Raw genomic sequence first — 16,883 nt, forward strand, 5'->3', positions numbered from 1 at the left:
CACGAGAAGATCGAGAAGGACGGGTCACCATGGACGCGCTCTACACCGCAGTCGCCACCGCCACCCACGGCCGGGACGGCCGTGCCATCTCCTCCGACGGCAAGATCGACCTGAAGCTGGCTCCGCCGGTGGAGCTGGGCGGCGACGGCCAGGGCACCAACCCCGAGCAGCTCTTCGCCGCCGGTTACGCCGCCTGCTTCGGCAGCGCCCTCGGCCTCGTCGGCCGGCAGGCGAAGGTCGACGTCAGCGACGCGGCGGTGACGGCCGAGGTCGGCATCGGCAAGCAGGGCGAGGGCTTCGGGCTGCAGGTGACGCTGCGCGTCGAGCTGCCCGACACCGTGGACCAGGAGACCGGCCGCAAGCTCGTCGAGACCGCCCACCAGGTCTGCCCCTACTCCAACGCCACCCGCGGCAACATCGACGTCGACCTCGTCATCGAGTAACCGGCTGAGCGATCCACCTGGGTGCCGGCCCCCGTCAGCGGGGAGCCGGCACCCTTTTTGCGTCCACGCCTTCTCACGCCGACGTCAGCGCGTCCCGTCCCGTCGCCTGCCCGGGGATCCGTACCGCGCCCGGCTCCGGCATCGGCTCGCCCAGCAGCAGCGTCCGTACGACCCGCTCGGCGGCCCGGCCGTCGTCGAACTCGCAGTACCGGGCCCTGAAGTCCGCCCGCAGCCGCGCCGACTCCTCGTCCCGCCAGCACCCCGAGGCGAACAGCCAGGCCAGCTCCCGGTAGGAGTACGAGACATGGCCCGGCGGTTCGGCGGTGATGTCGACGTAGACGCCGCGGCTCGCGCGGTACACGTCCCAGTCGTCGGCGTGCACCACGATCGGCCGGTCCAGCAGGGCGTAGTCGAACATCACGGCCGAGTAGTCGGTGACCAGGACGTCCGCCGCGAGCAGCACGTCCGCCATGTGCCGCTCGTCGCTCGCGTCGACCACGATCCCGCGCCGGGCCAGCTCCCCGAGGCCCATCCCGCGCGCGGGGCCGTCGGCCAGCGACGGATGCAGCCGGACCACCAGCGTGTGCCCCGCGCCCAGGTCGGTCGCGAACCGCACGAGGTCGATCCGGTCCACGTGCCCGGTGCGGCGGTAGTCCCGGCGGGTCGGCGCGTACAGCACGACGGTGTGGTCCGCCGGGATGCCGTGCCGCTCGCGGAAGCCGCTCGGGCCGCCGTTCACCAGCACGTCGTTGCGCGGGCTGCCGGTGCGCAGCGAGGTGAAGTGGCAGGGGTAGGCCCGCTCCCAGACCAGCTCGGAGTGGCGGTTGGCCACCAGGCTGTAGTCCCAGCGGTCGGCCCGGCGCAGCATCTGCGGCACGTCGAAGCCGAGCCGGGCGCCCGGCTTGTCCAGCAGGTCGGCGCCCAGGTACTTCAGCGGGGTGCCCTGGTGGGTGTGGATGTGCACGCTGCCGGGCCGCTTGGCCAGCGTGCCGGGCCAGTTGACGTCGTTGACGAAGAAGTTCGCCCGCGCGGTGACCTCGCAGTAGCGGCGGGAGCCCACGATCACGTGCTCCACGTCCGGCGGCAGCCCGGCCGCGGTCTCCGCGTCCCGCACCACCCACACCCCGCGCAGCTGCGGCGCGATCTCCCGGGCCTTGGCATGGACGGCCGCCGGGTCGCCGAGCACACCCCGGTGCGAGGACGCCGAGTAGACGACCAGCTGCGGGTCGAGCGGGCGGTGCGCGTGCAGGGACGCCCAGCCGGAGCGGACCCGCGCGGCCACCGCGTCGCCGGCCAGGCCGGCCCGCCGTGCCGTCTCCTGTCCGGCCCGCGCTGTCTGCCGCCGGATCCGGTACGCCGCCCAGGAGCCCTCCAGCAGGCCGGCCTCGCCGTCGACCAGGACGCCCTCGGGCTTGTACGTGTGGAACATCCGCGCCGTACGCCGGAAGAACTCGGCCTTGTCGGCGGGCGGCAGCCGGTCCGGCTTGGCCAGGATGTCCAGGCAGTGCTCGCCCATCTTGCGGTGCAGATACGGCCGCCAGTGCGCCAGCTCCGGGCGCTTGTCGACGAACGCGAAGACCCGCTCGTACTGGTCGTGGACGTCGAAGTGCTTGCGGCTGGTGGTGGACAGGATGCTGCCCTGCCGGCGCTGCCGGTAGTTGACGCAGATCCGGTCCAGCGCGGCGATCCGGCGGGCGCTGAGCAGCACCGGGAAGGTCCAGGGGGTGTCCTCGTAGTAGCCGGGCGGGAACGCGAAGCCCTGCGCCGCCACGAACTCCCGCCGGTGGACCTTGTTCCACACCACCATCAGCAGGTCGAGGATGCGCGGGTACTCCTCGACCGTGAAGTTCTCCGGGCCGGCCTCGGCGAGCACCTCGGAAAGGACGTTGCGCCGGGTCCCGCCCCACCAGTAGGTGCGCGCGTAGTCGAAGACCAGCACGTCCGGGTCCCTGGCCTCCGCCAGCCGGTCGGCGATCGAGCGCAGCGCGCCCGGGGTGAGGGTGTCGTCGCTGTCCAGGAAGAAGAGGTAGTCGCCGGTGGCGTGCGGCATCCCGGCGTTGCGGGCCCGGCCGAGGCCCACGTTCTTCGGCAGGTGCAGCACCCTCACCCGCGGATCGCGCGCGGCGTACTCGTCGAGGATCGCGCCGCAGCCGTCCGGGGAGCGGTCGTCCACGGCGATCAGCTCGAAGTCGTTGAAGGACTGCAGCAGCACCGAGTCCAGGCACTCGCGCAGAAAGCCCTGCACCTTGAAGCAGGGCACGATCAGGCTGAAGCGGGGCACGGCGGGTCAACTCCTCACGAGAGTCGCGGCGGCGGGGGCGGGGACGCGCTCCGCGAGCGGGATCACCGGCGGCAGCGCCTCGGGCGGCTCACCGAGCAGCACCCGCCGTACGACCCGTTCGGCGGCCCGGCCGTCGTCGAACTCGCAGAACCGCTCCCGGAACGCGGCCCGCAGCGCCGCGGACCCGGCGTCCGCGTACGAGCCGTCGCGGAAGACGGCGGCCAGCTCCTGGGGGGTGCGCACGACCGGGCCGGGCGGCTCGGCCATCAGGTCGAAGTAGACGCCCCGCGTCTGCCGGTAGACGTCCCAGTCGTCGGCGTAGACGACGATCGGACGGTCCAGGTTGGCGTAGTCGAACATGATCGACGAGTAGTCGGTGACCAGCGCGTCCGCGGCCAGGCACACATCCTCCGAGGAGCGGTGCGCGGTGACGTCGATGACGCGGTCCGAGCCCTGGAGACCGCCCCGGTCGTAGAAGTAGTGGGCGCGCAGCAGCACGACGACGTCCTCGCCGGCCGCCGCGCAGAACGCCTCCAGGTCCAGGCCGGGCTCGAACCCGGTGTGGTGGTCGCGGTGGGTCGGCGCGTACAGCACGGCCGTGCTGCCCTGCGGGACCCCCAGCTCGCGCCGGATGCGGGCCACGTCCTCGCCGGTCGCCGTGTAGTAGACGTCGTTGCGCGGATAGCCGTACTCCAGGTGCTCGTACGAGCCGGGAAAGGCGCGCTCCCACATCTGGGTGGAGTGGCGGTTGGCGGAGAGGTTGAAGTCCCAGCGGTCGACCCGGCCCAGCAGCCTGGTGAAGCTGCCCGACCGGGCGGCCACCACCGGATGCGTCGACTGGTCCACGCCCATCGTCTTCAGCGGGGTGCCGTGCTGGGTCTGCAGATGCACACTGCCGGCCCGCTTGACGACTCCCTCGGCGAAGTTGGCGTTGTTGACCAGGTACGTGGCGCGGGCCAGCACCTCCCAGTAGCGGCGGGAACCGATCACCGCGTGCTCCACGTCCTTCGGCATCGCATGCGCCTGGTCGGCCTCGACCAGGAACACCGAGCGCAGGTGCGGGGCGAGTTCGCGGGCCTTGGCGTGGATCGCGGCCGGGTTGCAGGCGTAGCCCCGGCCCCAGTAGGCGCAGTACACGGCCAGGTTCGGGTCGAGCGGGCGGCGCAGGTCGAGGGCGTAGCGCAGCCGGGTGCGCAGCATGCGCGGGCGCGGCAGCCGCTCGGTGGCCTTCGCGGTGACCTGGTTGGCGCCGCGCAGCGAACGGAAGGCGAGGTACGCGCCCGTCGCCAGCAGCCGGTGCTGCACCCCCAGGCTGCCGCCCGGTGCCCGGTAACCGGCCGGCCGGTGGCGCCGGTAGAGGCGGGCCGCGCGGCGGAAGAACGCCCGGTGCCCGGAGGGCAGCCGCTCCGGCCGGGACGCCGTCTTCAGCACATACGTGAACAGCTGCTCGAACAGCGGCCGGATCCGCTCGGCGGGCAGCGCGCGCTCGACGGCCCGGGCCAGCACCAGGTCCACCTGGTCGAGCACGGTGTGCTGGTGCGGCCCCGGCAGATTGAGCCGGCTGCCCTGCCGGCGCAGCCGGTGCCGTACGACGACCCGGCGCAGCACCGCGATCCGCCCGGCCGCGACGGTGGTCAGCCCGCCCCAGCCGAGGTCGGTGAAGTGGCTGTCGGGGAAGGTGAGCCCGTGCTCGGTGAGGAAGGTGCGGCGGTAGACCGCGCTCCACGCCGGGAGCTGGACGCCGGTCAGCTCCGGCAGCTCGTCCGGGGCGAACGCGTCCCGCGGGGCCTTGGCCAGCAGGGGCGCGGCCGGATTGGTCGGCTCGCCCTCCCACCAGGGGGCGCGCTCGTGCTCGACATAGAGCACATCCACGCCGGCGGTCTCGGTCAGCCGGGCGTCCAGCGCCGCGAGCGCGCCCGGCAGCAGCAGGTCGTCGCCGTCGAGGAACAGCACATACGCACCGGTCGCCGCCCGCATCCCGGCGTTGCGCGCCCCGCCCGGGCCGGCGGACGGCGGCGAGTCGACCGGGGTCACCCGGCAGTCCCGCTCCGCGTATCCGGCGGCCACCGCGGCGGCCGGGGAGTCCGGGGTGTCGCAGACCGGGATCAGCTGCAGATCGCCGAAGGACTGGCCGAGAACCGAGTCCAGCGCCTGGGACAGCCGGGCGGCGACCCCATGGGACGGGACAATGATGCTGAAGCGGGGCATTCTGTTCTTTCTGTCGTCTTGCGAACGCGTGTCCTGCGGACGAGGTCTGCCACCCGGCCGGGCCGTCCCGCCGGACGCCAGGTGGACGGCCGGCTCGGGGTGGGCCGCGTCGAGCCGAGGAGCAGGGGAACTCCCGGAGGGATCAACGGGGTTCAACGCCTCTCGGTGACGGGGCGGGAACCGGAAGGTTGCTCCACGGTGGCCAGCGGGGAGCGCTCGCACGCCGACGGCACCGGAGCGCGTTCCGCGAGCGGCACCACCGACGGCAGCCCGTGCTCCCCGAACACCGCATGCCGTACGACCCGCTCGGCGGCGCGTCCGTCGTCGTACGGGCAGAACCGCTCCCGGAACGCCGCCCGCAGCTGGGCCGAGCGGGAGCCGCGCCAGTGGCCGGTCGCGAAGATGTCGATCAGCTCGTCCTCGCTGCGCGCGACCGCGCCCGGAGGGAAGACACGCAGGTCGAAGTAGGTTCCGCGGGACGCCTGATAGGCCTGCCAGTCGCCGGTGTGCACGACGATCGGCCGGTCCAGGCCGGCGTAGTCGAACATGATCGACGAGTAGTCGGTCAGGAGGGCGTCCGAGGCCAGGCAGAGGGACTGCACGTTCGGGTGGCCGCCGACGTCGATGACCCGGTTGCCCGCGCCGAGCGGACCGCCGTGCACCGGGTGGGGGCGGGCCAGGATCACGAAGCGCGGGCCGAGGCGGCGCGCGATCCGCTCCAGGTCCAGCAGCGGGAGCTGGGTGCGCCGATGGTCGCGGAAGGTCGGCGCGTACAGGATCGCGACCGCGCCCTCGGGGATGCCCAGCGACTCACGCAGCCGGGTCACGTCCGCCGAGGTCGCCCGCTGGAGGACGTCGTTGCGCGGGGCGCCGTACTCCAGTGTGGTGTAGCCGCCCGGCAAGGCCCGCTCCCAGACGAGCGTGGAGTGCCGGTTGCCCGACAGGACGAGGTCCCACTGGTCGACGCCGCGCAGCAGCTCGGCGAAGTCGGTGCCGCGGGCCGCCGCCGGGCGCTCCTGGAGGTCCAGGCCCATGTGCTTGAGCGGGGTGCCCTGCCGGGTCTGGATCAGCAGCTGCCCGGGCCGCTTGCGAACGGCCCGGTCCAGGGCGTCGTCGGTGACCAGATACCGGGAGCGGGCCAGCGCCGTCCAGTAGGCGGCGCTGCCGGGCCGCAGCGCGCGCGTGCCGGGCGGGACCGTGTGCCGGTGCTCGGGAGCGGCGATCCACCCGGTGCGGATGTGCGGGGCGTGGGCGCGGAACGCCTCCTCCAGGGCGCCCGGGTCACCGCCGTGGCCGCGGCCCGCGCCGGAGGCGAACACCGCCCGGTCGGCGCGGACCGGCAGCCGCAGCTGGATCCGGTAGTGCAGCCGCAGCGCGCCGGTGCGCAGCGCACGGGCCAGCTTCACGGCCCCCTTCAGCAGGCGCCGGCGCCCGGCAGAGGCCAGCCGCAGCACCCGGAACGTGCGGTGCAGACCGAAGCGGACCAGGATGTGCCGCGGCCGCAGCCGGGCCCCCGGGACGCGGTAGCGGCGGCAGTGGGCACGGGCCCGGCGCAGGAACTCGCCATGGCTTCCGCGCGGCAGCCGGCCCCGCCTGGTGAAGACCGTCGCGTAGTGGTCGACCATGCGGCGGAACAACTCCGGCCGCCACCGCGACAGTTCGGGATGCCGCTCGACATACGCGAACACCCGGTCGTACTGCTCGAACAGATCGAAGTGCCGACGGCTGGTGGTGCCGAGGATGCTGCCCTGGCGGCGCTGCCGGTAGTGCACGCACACCCGGTCCAGGGTGGCGACCGACCCCGCCGTCATCAGCACCGGGAAGGTCCAGGGGGTGTCCTCGTAGTAGCCCTGCGGGAAGGCGAAGCCGTGCTCCTCGACGAACTCCCGCCGGTAGGCCTTGTTCCAGGCCACCATCAGCACGCTGAGCAGCCCGGGCCGGTCCTCCAGCCGGAACGGCGCCGGGCCCTGCTCGACCAGCTCGGCGGCGAGCTGGTTGCGCACCGTCCGGCCGTCCCAGTACGTGCGCGCGTAGTCGTACACCAGGACGTCCGGCTCGCCGGACTCCTTGATCCGGTCGGCGATCGAGCGCAGCGCGTCCGGGGTGAGCGTGTCGTCGCTGTCCAGGAAGACCAGATAGTCGCCGCTCGCCTCGGCCATGCCCGCGTTCCGGGCCCGGCCGAGCCCCCGGTTCTCGGCCAGGTGCACGGGCCGCACACGCGCGTCACGGACCGCGTACTCGTCGATGATCGCGCCGCAGGCATCCGGTGAGCAGTCGTCCACGGCGATCAGTTCCAGATCGGGATACGACTGCGAGAGCACCGAGTCCAGGCACTCGGAGAGATACGCCTGAACCTTGTACGCGGGGACAATGACACTGAACCTGGGCAAGGGACATCCAAGGGTCGTCGCTCGGCGCGGGGGCTTTGACCGGGAACGGCCGATGGAGTGAATTGGTTACGGGCCCGTACGGCATGTGGGGGACAGCGGACGCACGCGAACGACAAGGGGTGAGCCCGTTGAGGCCCACCCCTCGACCGTGTGCCGCTACTTGACCGCGCCCGCCATCACCCCGGACACGAACTGCCGCTGGAACGCGAAGAACACCGCCAGCGGGATCACCATGGAGATGAACGCGCCGGGCGCCAGCACATCGACGTTGTTGCCGAACTGCCGCACCTGCGTCTGCAGCGCGACCGTGATCGGCTGGGTGCTCGACTTGGTGAACACCAGCGCCACCAGCATGTCGTTCCACACCCACAGGAACTGGAAGATGCCGAGGCTCGCGATCGCCGGCCCGCCGAGCGGCATCACCACCCGTGCGAACAGCCGCAGTTCACCGGCGCCGTCCAGGCGGGCCGCCTCCAGCAGCTCCCTCGGGATCTGGGCGAAGAAGTTCCGCAGCAGGAACACCGCGAACGGCAGACCGAAACCGGTGTGGAACAGGATCACCCCGAGGATCGTCCCGAACAGGCCGATCTTTCCGAACAGTTCGGCGATCGGGATCAGCGCCACCTGCACCGGCACCACCAGCAGACTCACCACGCCCAGGAACCACCAGTCCCGGCCCGGGAACTCCATCCAGGCGAACGCATAGCCCGCGAGGGCGCCGATCACGACGACCAGCACCGTCGCCGGGACCGTGATCAGCACGGTGTTCAGCAGGGAGTGGGTGATGTCGCCGTTCTCCAGCAGCTTGCGGTAGCTGCCGAAGGTGAGCTGGGACGGCTTGCTGAACACCGTCCACCAGCCGCTCGCGCTCATGTCCTCGGGCGCGCGCAGCGAGGAGATGAGCAGACCGATCGTCGGCACCAGCCAGAACAGGCCCACGAGGATGAGGAACACCCGCACCAGACCACTGTTGATCTTTTCCAGCAGCCAGGTCATCGCCGGACCTCCCGCCTCAGCCGACGGATGTTGAACGCCATCACCGGGATCACCAGGACCAGCAGCAGCACCGCGATCGCGCTCGCCACGCCCGGCCGGTCCTCCGCGAAGCCCTTGCGGTACAGCTCCAGGGCGAGCACGTTCGCGTCGTCCTGGGAGGAGCCCGGCGCGATGATGTAGACGAGGTCGAACACCTTCAGCACGTTGATCATCAGCGTGACGGTGACGACCGCGAGGACCGGTGCCAGCAGCGGCACGGTGACCTTGCGGAACACCTGCCATTCGGTGGCGCCGTCCACCCGCGCCGCCTCCAGCAGCTCCCGGGGCACGCCCGCGAGCCCGGCCGCGATCAGCACCATCGCGAAGCCCGCCCACATCCACACATACGCCCCGATGATCGCCGGGGTGACCAGCGTCGGACCGAGCCACTCGACACCGTTGTACGGCTCCCGGAAATTGCCCGCCGGAAGCCGCAGCCGGGCACCGTCGGCGGCGGCGGGCAGGGCGAAGGTGCCGTCGCCGGCCGCCTTCGTCGAGGCGACCACCCTGCCGTCCTTCACCGCCTCGATCCGCATCCCGGCATAGCCCAGCTCGGACGGGTCGGGCACGCCGAGCCGCCCCACCCCCTTGCCGCGCGTGAAGTCCTGCCAGGCGGTGCCGGTGATCTTCCCCGGCTCGGGCCGGGCGGCGACGGCCCTCTTCGCGCCGTCCGGCATCCGGTCCGGGGCGACACCGACGAGCGGGAGGGCGACCGGCTGCCCGGTGCGCACGGTCGCCGAGGTGATGAACCCGCCGTGGTCGGGTTCGAGCGGCGACCGGCGGCCCGGGTGGGCCTTCGGGAACGCCGACGACTGCGCGAAGGTGTCGTGCACACCCACCCACACCGCGTTCGCGACCCCCTTGTGTGGATCCTGGTCGTACACCAGCCGGAAGATGATCCCGGCCGCCAGCATCGAGATCGCCATCGGCATGAAGACGACCAGCTTGAACGCCGTGCCCCAGCGCACCCGTTCGGTCAGCACCGCGAAGACCAGACCGAGCGCGGTGGAGACCGTGGGCGCGAACACCACCCAGATGACGTTGTTCTTCAGGGCGGTGCGGATGCTGTCGTCCGTGAAGAGGGTCTTGTAGTTGTCGACGCCGGCGAAGCCGTCACCGGAGGCGCCGAGGAAGCTGCGGATGACCGAGTACCCGATCGGGTAGACCACGAGCGCGCCGAGCAGCACCAGGGCGGGCAGCAGGAACAGCGCTGCCACGGTCTTGCGGGTGCCGGTCACGCTCTTGCGACTGCGGGGTGCGGCGGGACTCGGTGGGGCCCCGGCCGCCGCTGCCGATGCCATCGCCGGATCAGCTCCCGCTTCCGTACGCGGCCGCCGCGTCCTTCTCCAGCTTCGCCTGGGTGCCCGCCACGTCCGCCGGGCTCTTCAGGAAGTCCTGCAGGTCCTTCCACTCACCCTTGCCCGGGGTGCCGCCGAAGGCCTGCGGGGCCTGGTCGGACATGTCGAAGCGGAAGTCGTCACCGGACGCGATCAGCGCCTTGGCGATCTTCTGCTGCACCGCGTTCGGGTACGCCGAGACCGGCACGCTCCTGTTCGGCGAGAGATAGCCGCCGAGCTTCGCCTGGATCGTCGCCGCGTCCGGGGAGGCGAGGAAGGTGACCAGAGCCTGGGCCGCCCTGGAGTCCTTCAGGATCACCGCCGCGTCACCGCCGGTGACCACGGGCGCGGTGGAGCCGACGGCGGGGAACGGGAAGACCTTCGCGTCCGTGCCCACCTTCGCCTTGGTCTCACCGATGTTGACCTGGACGAAGTCGCCCTCGTAGACCATCGCCGCCTTCGGCTGGTCGCCACCGGTGAAGGTCTGGGTGACCGAGGCCGGGAACTCCGTCTGCAGCGCGCCGTCCTGACCGCCCGCGAGATAGTCCTTCTTGCCCCAGATCTGCGCGAGCGTCGTCAGGGCCTGCTTGACCGACGGATCCGTCCACTTGATCTTGTGCTGGGCGAGCTGGTCGTACTTCTGAGGTCCCGCCTGGGACAGATACACGTTCTCGAACCAGTCCGTCAGCGTCCAGCCGTCCGCTCCGGCCACCGAGAACGGCGTGACACCGGAGTCGTACACCGCCCGCGTCGCGGTCAGCAGGTCCTTCCAGGTCTTCGGCTCCTGGGCGCCCGCGTTCGCGAAGACCTTGGCGTTGTACCAGATGAGCGACTTGTTGGCGGCCTTGTAGTAGACGCCGTACTGTCCGCCGTCGACCTTGCCGATGTCCTGCCAGCCCTGCGAGTAGTTCTTGCGCAGCTCCTTGAGGGCGTCCGGGCCGAGCGGCTTGGCCCACTTGTGCTGCACGGCCTGCTTGATGGCGCCGGGCTGCGGCAGCATCGCCACGTCCGGCGGCTGGCCGCCCGCGATCTTCGAACCGAGGAAGTTGATGATCGGATCCTGGGCGGGCACGAAGGTGACCGTCGCGCCGGTGCGCTTCTCGAACTCGGCGAGGACTTTCTTGAAGTTGGCCTGCTCGGCGCCGGTCCAGACGGCGGCCACCTCCAGATGGGCGCCGTTCAGCTTCGGCAGGGTGACGGTGGAGCCGGTGGCCGCGCCGCTGCTCTCGCCGCTGCCCTTCTTGTCGTTGTCGCTGCTGGAGCAGGCGGTGAGCGCGAGGGCTCCCGCGAGCAGCGCGGCGAGTGTGGTGACGGCCCTGTCTGTCCGGATGGTGCTGCTCTTGATCCGCATCACTTCCCCGTTCGTCGTTCTCCATTGAACGTCGTCGAGCGTGTCCCGTGCGGTCCGGTGTACGCCGGGCCGCTCAGGGCGGGCAAGAGCGCCTGCGGTGTCAAGCGGCGCATCGTGACCGGCTCGTGACCGGGAGTGTATGCGGCCGATTCCGTTCAGAGCGGCCGATTTCCGCTCAGAGGAGGGATGGCACCTCCGCCGCCGACACCTCCCGGGCCGCCCGCTCCACCGCGCTCGCCAGCAGAGCCAGGTCGGTGGGGCCGTTGCCCAGCTCCCGCACGGGCCGGCGGGCCGGCGGGTCGCCCATGCGCTGCCAGTCCAGCGGGACGACCGTCGGCCGCTGGGTCGCGGTGCGCGGGATACGGCCGGTCACCCGGCCGCTCTGGAAACCGACGACCCGTCCGTCCGCGTACGCCAGCTTCCCGCGTCCCGGCGCCGGCTCGTCCGGACCCTGCTGGGGCGCGTCGAGCGCGACCCGCAGGGCCGCCCGCCGCGCGGGCTCGGTCTCCGCCGTACGGCCGCCGATCCCGGCCGCCGCCACCAGCTGCACCCCGAGCCGCTCGCCGTCCCGGGCCACCGCCTCCAGCGCGCGCATCACCGACCCGGCAGCAGGCCGGCCCGGCGAGCCCAGCGAGGGCGCGACCAGCGCGTCCAGGTCGTCGACGACGACCACGAGCCTCGGCAACGGCGGCGCCGCCTCGGCCCGCTGCCGCGCGGCCGCCCCCGGCCGCAGCCGCAGCGTGGTGCTGGGCGGCGCCTCTATGTCACCGCTCGCGGACGTGCGCTGCGCCACGATCCGGCCCGGCACCGCCTGCCCCGCGTGCCACTGCGCGAAGTCCGTCCGGCCCAGCAGCTCCGCCCGCCGCTTCAGCTCGGCCGCCAGCGACTGGGCGAACTCCCGCATGCGCACCGGGTCGTTGGCGATCAGGTGTGTGGTGACATGCGGTATGTCGGTGCACATCCGCAGTCCCTCGCCGTGTGCCGCGCCCGTACCGGTGCCGTCCCGGCCGTCGACCAGCACCACGCCCAGCCGGTCCGGCCGCTCGGCGGCGGCCAGCGACGCCACCACGGCCCGCAGCAACTCCGTACGACCGCTGCCGGCCGGGCCCTCGATCAGCAGATGCGGTCCGTCGGCCACCAGATCGGCGGTGAGCGGCCCGCGCGGCCCGGCACCGAGCACGGCCCGCGCCCGCCCGCCCAGCGCCTGAGCGTCATCGGCCGCATCCGCCCAGCGCGCCATCAGCGACGCCGGGGTGGCCCGGGCCAGCCCCAACTCGTCCAGCAGCCGCGCCGACTGCGGCAACGGCGTGGCCACGCGCGTGTCGCGCTCCCCGGCCGGGCCGTCCGGCCGCAGCGGCGCGAGCGCCCGCGCGAACCGCTCCGCCCAGGCGGGGGAGACGGCGTCCACGGCGGCGAGCGTGCCCGGCCCGACGGGCCCGCTCGGCGCCACCCGCATCAGATGCAGCGCGGTCGCCACATCACCGCTGAGCAGCGCCACGGCACCGCAGTGCCGGAACGTCGGCGTCACCGCGCACGCGGCCTCGTACGTCAGCGCCACGGGCGAGGCGGGCGAGGCGGGCTCGGTCTCGGCGAGACAGATCACATGGATCCCGGCTCGCGGCCCGGCCACGGCGAGCCGCGCCACGGCCTCGCGCAGCCCGCTGCCGCCTGGGTCTCCGTCCACGACGACGACGGTGTAGGGCCCGCCGAAACCACTGATCCCACCGGCCTCACCATCCCTCTTGGCCCAGGAGGGGCGACGGGCGGCGGGAACGGGTGCGGGGCCACTGGGGTGCCCGGGGGCGGAGTGGGCGGGGTGGCCGGAGACGAGCCCCTGGGTGGGGGTGCCCGGGGTGGCGGAGGCGCCGTGGTCGCCGTGGTCGTAGGCGGTCGGGCCCGGGGAGGGCGTGCCGACCGGCGTGCCGACTGCCTCAGCGGCGCCCTGGGCCGTCGTGCCCGAGGGGGAGGCCTGGGCAACGGCGTCCGGGCGGGAGCCGAGTGCTGTGGCGCGAGCCGGGTGGGCCGCGCTTCTGCCGGTCGCCGCGTGGTCGTCCACCCGGCGCAGCAGCTCCTCCGTGCGGGCCGCCGCCTGCTCGCGGTCGTAGGCCAGCAGCAGCCGGCAGTCCTGGCCGTGGCCCGGCCGGACGTGCGGGAGCCAGCCCAGCCAGGACCACTCGGCCGTGCGCTCCTCCACGGGACGCGAGCGGTCGGCGCTGATCAGCACGATCTCCAGCAGGTCGGGGGAGTGCAGCGCGGCGAGCTGGGCCAGCACCGCGCGGGCCAGCCCGGACAGCCGGGGGCGCGGACCGGCCAGGCCCAGCGCACCGGCCTCGCGCAGAGCCGCCGTCACGGGCACCGCGGGCAGCAGGCCGGAGCCGTCCGGCGCGCTCCGGTCGGCCGTGCCGAGCCGCACCGTCAGCGCCTCCGCGTGCCCCGGCCCGCGCTCCCACAGCCGGGGCCCGGGCCCGAGCGCCGTCAGCAGCAGCGCGGCGGGATCCGGCCAGGTCTCGGGCTGCTGCGGGGCGAAGGCCGCCGGGGCGGCGTCGGGGCGGGCCGCGGTGCCGCTGTACGCCTCGGGGGCGACGGGCTGCTCCCCGCGCCCGCCGGCCAGCCGCCGCGCCCACGCGCCGAGCCCCCGCCGCCGCCCGCCGTACGCTCGCGGATCCTCGCCGGACTCCGGGACCTCGCCGATGTGCCCGTGTTCCGCGGCGCCGGCGTGCGGCTGTGCGGCCGTCGGGTTCGATCCGCCGACACCGAGGCGCCCGGCGTGGGTGTTCCCGCCGCCGCGGTTCTCGATCGACGGCGCCCCGCCCTGCCCCGGCACCACGCCCGACTCGGCCCGCCGATGCTCCAGCCCCCCGCCCCCGAAGGCCCCCCACCCGTCGGCCCCATACCCGTGCTGGGCCGATCCGACGGGCCCCGCGGAAGCCCCATGGGAGCCCCCCGCAGCCGCCGACGATGGCTGTACGGGTTGTGCGGGTGGTGCGGGTGGGAACCCGGACCCGGCCGAAGGCCGGCTGCCCCCCAACGCACCCGCACCCGCATCCGCATCGGAAGACGCATCCGAAGACGCATCCCGAACGACCCGGACGCACCCCTCCCCGTCGGAGACGACCCGCGCCCCCACGCCCCCGACGGGAGCGACCCGCAGCGCCGACTCGCCGATCCGCAGCAGCCCCCCGGCAGGGAACCGCACCGGACGCTCGCCCACCCGCACCCCGTCCAGCGCCGTCCCGTTCGTGGAGCCGAGGTCGGCGACCGAGACGCGGCCGTCCGCGCCGACGGTGACCGCGCAGTGCAGCCGGGACACGTCGGGGTCGTCCAGCGGCACGTCCGCGTCGTCCGAGCGGCCCACGGTGATCCGGCCGCCGTGCAGTAGATGGACCCCGCCCGCGTCCGGGCCGGCGACGACATGCAGCTGGGTGGGCGCCTCGTCCAGCTCGGGATGCGGCTCGGCGGCCGCCGGGGCGCCCAGGGACAGCACGGCGCCGTCGATCAGCGGAGGCTCGCCGAGGGTGGAGCGGCGCGGGTCGAGGCGCTCGGTGCCGGCGTACAGCACCACGGGCGCGCCGCCGGTGTCGCGGCCCGCGCCGCTCTCCCCGGTGACCGCCCCGGCCAGCGCCGACGCGACCGCGGCCAGGTCCGTGCCGGTGGGCGCCGTGACCAGCACGTCGCGGCTCGCGGCGCGGCCCCGCGGCGAGGACGGGCCCAGCGGGTCTACGACGGTCAGCCGGATCTGCATCGGCGTCAGCGGTCCCTTCTGCGCGGGTCTGCGCGGGACGGACTTCCCCCCACCCCACACGAGCACATCGGCCAGTACTGGCAGTACTGGACAGCATCCTCGCACCTGCCGCTGACAACGCGCCCGGAACCCGGTGACAAGTGATCTTGATTGGTCGGCTCTGACCCCAAAAGTGCCTGACCGGTTGTGCTCGGCCGATCACTTGAGATCGGTCACGTCCGGCTCCGGCAACCAGCGGACCGGGACGCGCGTCTTTCGGACGACACGTGGTGCCCGCAGAGGCGGCACTACAGTGGGGCGGACAACCGGAATGACAACCGGAATGCAGCCAAGCAAGCATCAGCAAGCAGCAGGGAGCGCGTGACGTGCGGCCAGTCGGCAGCAAGTACCTGCTTGAGGAGCCGCTCGGACGCGGCGCCACAGGCACCGTCTGGCGTGCCCGCCAGCGCGAGACCGCGGGCGCCGAGGCGGCCGTACAGGGACAGCCCGGCGAAACGGTCGCGATCAAGGTCCTCAAGGAGGAGCTGGCGAGCGATCCGGACATCGTGATGCGCTTCCTGCGCGAGCGCTCCGTCCTGCTCCGCCTGACCCACCCGAACATCGTCCGGGTCCGCGACCTGGTCGTCGAGGGCGATCTGCTGGCGCTGGTCATGGACCTCGTCGACGGCCCCGACCTGCACCGCTACCTGCGCGAGAACGGCTCTCTCACGCCGGTCGCCGCCTCGCTGATGACGGCGCAGGTCGCCGACGCGCTCGCCGCGAGCCACGCCGACGGCGTCGTCCACCGCGACCTGAAGCCCGCCAACGTGCTGCTCCAGCAGCTCGACGGCCGGATGCACCCGATGCTGACCGACTTCGGCATCGCCCGCCTCGCCGACTCCCCGGGCCTGACCCGCACCCAGGAGTTCGTCGGCACGCCCGCGTACGTGGCACCGGAGTCCGCCGAGGGCCGCCCGCAGACCTCCGCCGTGGACATCTACGGCGCCGGCATCCTGCTGTACGAGCTGGTCACCGGCCGCCCGCCGTTCGCCGGCAGCACGGCCCTGGAGGTCCTGCACCAGCATCTGAGCGCCGAGCCGCGCCGCCCCTCCACCGTCCCGGACCCGCTGTGGACGGTCATAGAACGCTGCCTGCGCAAGAACCCGGACGAGCGGCCGAGCGCCGAGAACCTCGCGCGCGGCCTGCGGGTCGTCGCCGAGGGCATCGGTGTGCACGCCAACGCCGCGCAGATCGCCGCCGCCGAGGGCGTCGGCGCGCTGCTGGCCCCGGACCCGGCCCCGACCGCCGTACCGGGCGTGCCCGGCGCCGCCGACCCCACCCAGGTGCTGCCGACGAACGCGCCCCAGGGGGCGTACGGCCAGAACGACCCGAACGCGGCGACGAGCATGCTGCCGCACACCGGTGGCCCCGCCGGCGCCGCCGACCCCACCGCCGTACTGCCGAACACGGGCGCCGCGGACCCCACGGCGGTGCTGCCGAACACGGGCCCGCAGGGGCAGCAGCCCGAGCAGCCGCACCCCTGGCAGACCCAGCTGCGCGCGGCCCGCGACCGCAACGAGCAGACGCAGATGCAGATGCAGTACCTGTCGCCGGAGGACGACCCGCTGCGCCACCGGCCGCAGCGGCAGGTCGCCCGGCCGCAGCAGCAGCCGCGCCAGGCCCCGCAGGCCCGCCCGCAGCAGCCGCAGCCGCGCGGCCGGCAGCAGGGATACCAGCAGGGGTACGGCTATGCGCAGCAGCAGCCCCAGCACCAGCCTCAGCAGTACGCCCCGCAGCAGCCGCAGCAGTACGCGCCGCCCGCCCCGGAGCCGCGGCGGCCCGCGCGCGAGCCCCGCGCGCCGCGGCAGCGCAGCGCCAACCCGATGAAGATCCCCGGGCTCGGCTGCCTGAAGGGCTGCCTGTTCACGATCATCATCCTGGTCGTGGCGAGCTGGCTGGTCTATGAGCTGACTCCGCTGCACACCTGGATCGGCCAGGGCCGGAGCTACTGGCACGAGGTGACCCACTGGGTCAACCAGGCGGGGAAGTGGATCAAGGAGCTGGGCGGCTCGTCGGGCGGCGGCAACTGACCGCGCGTACCCGCGGTAACTGGCCGC

At 73.3% G+C, this 16,883-nt stretch carries 9 protein-coding genes; 2 read left to right on the forward strand and 7 right to left on the reverse strand.

Annotated features, from left to right (window positions below; all coding sequences use genetic code 11):
* Positions 1–29: 29 nt before the first annotated feature.
* Positions 30–443 (forward strand): organic hydroperoxide resistance protein, encoded by a 414-nt coding sequence (locus AB0L75_RS26770; protein ID WP_365185476.1) that lies wholly within the window; start codon positions 30–32, stop codon positions 441–443.
* Between the two features lie 73 nt (positions 444–516).
* Here AB0L75_RS26770 and AB0L75_RS26775 read toward each other — a convergent pair whose 3' ends face one another.
* The 7 genes from AB0L75_RS26775 to AB0L75_RS26805 all read right to left on the reverse strand — a co-directional run bounded on the left by AB0L75_RS26775 (position 517) and on the right by AB0L75_RS26805 (position 14,787).
* On the reverse strand, positions 517–2,724 hold the full coding sequence (locus AB0L75_RS26775) for a CDP-glycerol glycerophosphotransferase family protein (protein WP_365185478.1): 2,208 nt from the start codon (positions 2,722–2,724) through the stop codon (positions 517–519).
* A 6-nt stretch (positions 2,725–2,730) separates the two neighbouring features.
* Entirely contained in the window at positions 2,731–4,932 is a 2,202-nt protein-coding gene (locus AB0L75_RS26780; protein ID WP_365185480.1) for a CDP-glycerol glycerophosphotransferase family protein, read from the reverse strand.
* A 152-nt stretch (positions 4,933–5,084) separates the two neighbouring features.
* On the reverse strand, positions 5,085–7,322 hold the full coding sequence (locus AB0L75_RS26785; protein WP_365185483.1) for a bifunctional glycosyltransferase family 2 protein/CDP-glycerol:glycerophosphate glycerophosphotransferase: 2,238 nt from the start codon (positions 7,320–7,322) through the stop codon (positions 5,085–5,087).
* Between the two features lie 156 nt (positions 7,323–7,478).
* Complete coding sequence (locus AB0L75_RS26790) at positions 7,479–8,318, reverse strand: carbohydrate ABC transporter permease (protein WP_365185485.1); 840 nt, start codon at positions 8,316–8,318, stop codon at positions 7,479–7,481.
* Positions 8,315–9,658, reverse strand: a complete 1,344-nt coding sequence (locus tag AB0L75_RS26795; RefSeq protein ID WP_365185487.1) for a sugar ABC transporter permease — start codon at positions 9,656–9,658, stop codon at positions 8,315–8,317. The genes AB0L75_RS26790 and AB0L75_RS26795 overlap by 4 nt, the downstream gene beginning before the upstream one ends.
* A 7-nt stretch (positions 9,659–9,665) precedes the next feature.
* Entirely contained in the window at positions 9,666–11,045 is a 1,380-nt protein-coding gene (locus tag AB0L75_RS26800) for an ABC transporter substrate-binding protein (protein ID WP_365185490.1), read from the reverse strand.
* A 175-nt stretch (positions 11,046–11,220) separates the two neighbouring features.
* A complete protein-coding gene (locus tag AB0L75_RS26805) occupies positions 11,221–14,787 on the reverse strand; it encodes an FHA domain-containing protein (RefSeq protein ID WP_365185492.1) in 3,567 nt (1,188 codons plus the stop codon).
* 365 nt (positions 14,788–15,152) lie between these two features.
* On the opposite strand from AB0L75_RS26805, the gene AB0L75_RS26810 reads away from it, so the two are divergent.
* Positions 15,153–16,856 carry a serine/threonine-protein kinase gene (locus AB0L75_RS26810; protein WP_365185495.1) on the forward strand — a complete coding sequence of 568 codons (1,704 nt, stop codon included), beginning with the start codon at positions 15,153–15,155 and terminating at the stop codon, positions 16,854–16,856.
* Positions 16,857–16,883: the final 27 nt, after the last annotated feature.

The organism is Streptomyces sp. NPDC052101 (assembly GCF_040680235.1).
In the GTDB taxonomy this organism is placed as follows: Bacteria; Actinomycetota; Actinomycetes; order Streptomycetales; family Streptomycetaceae; genus Streptomyces.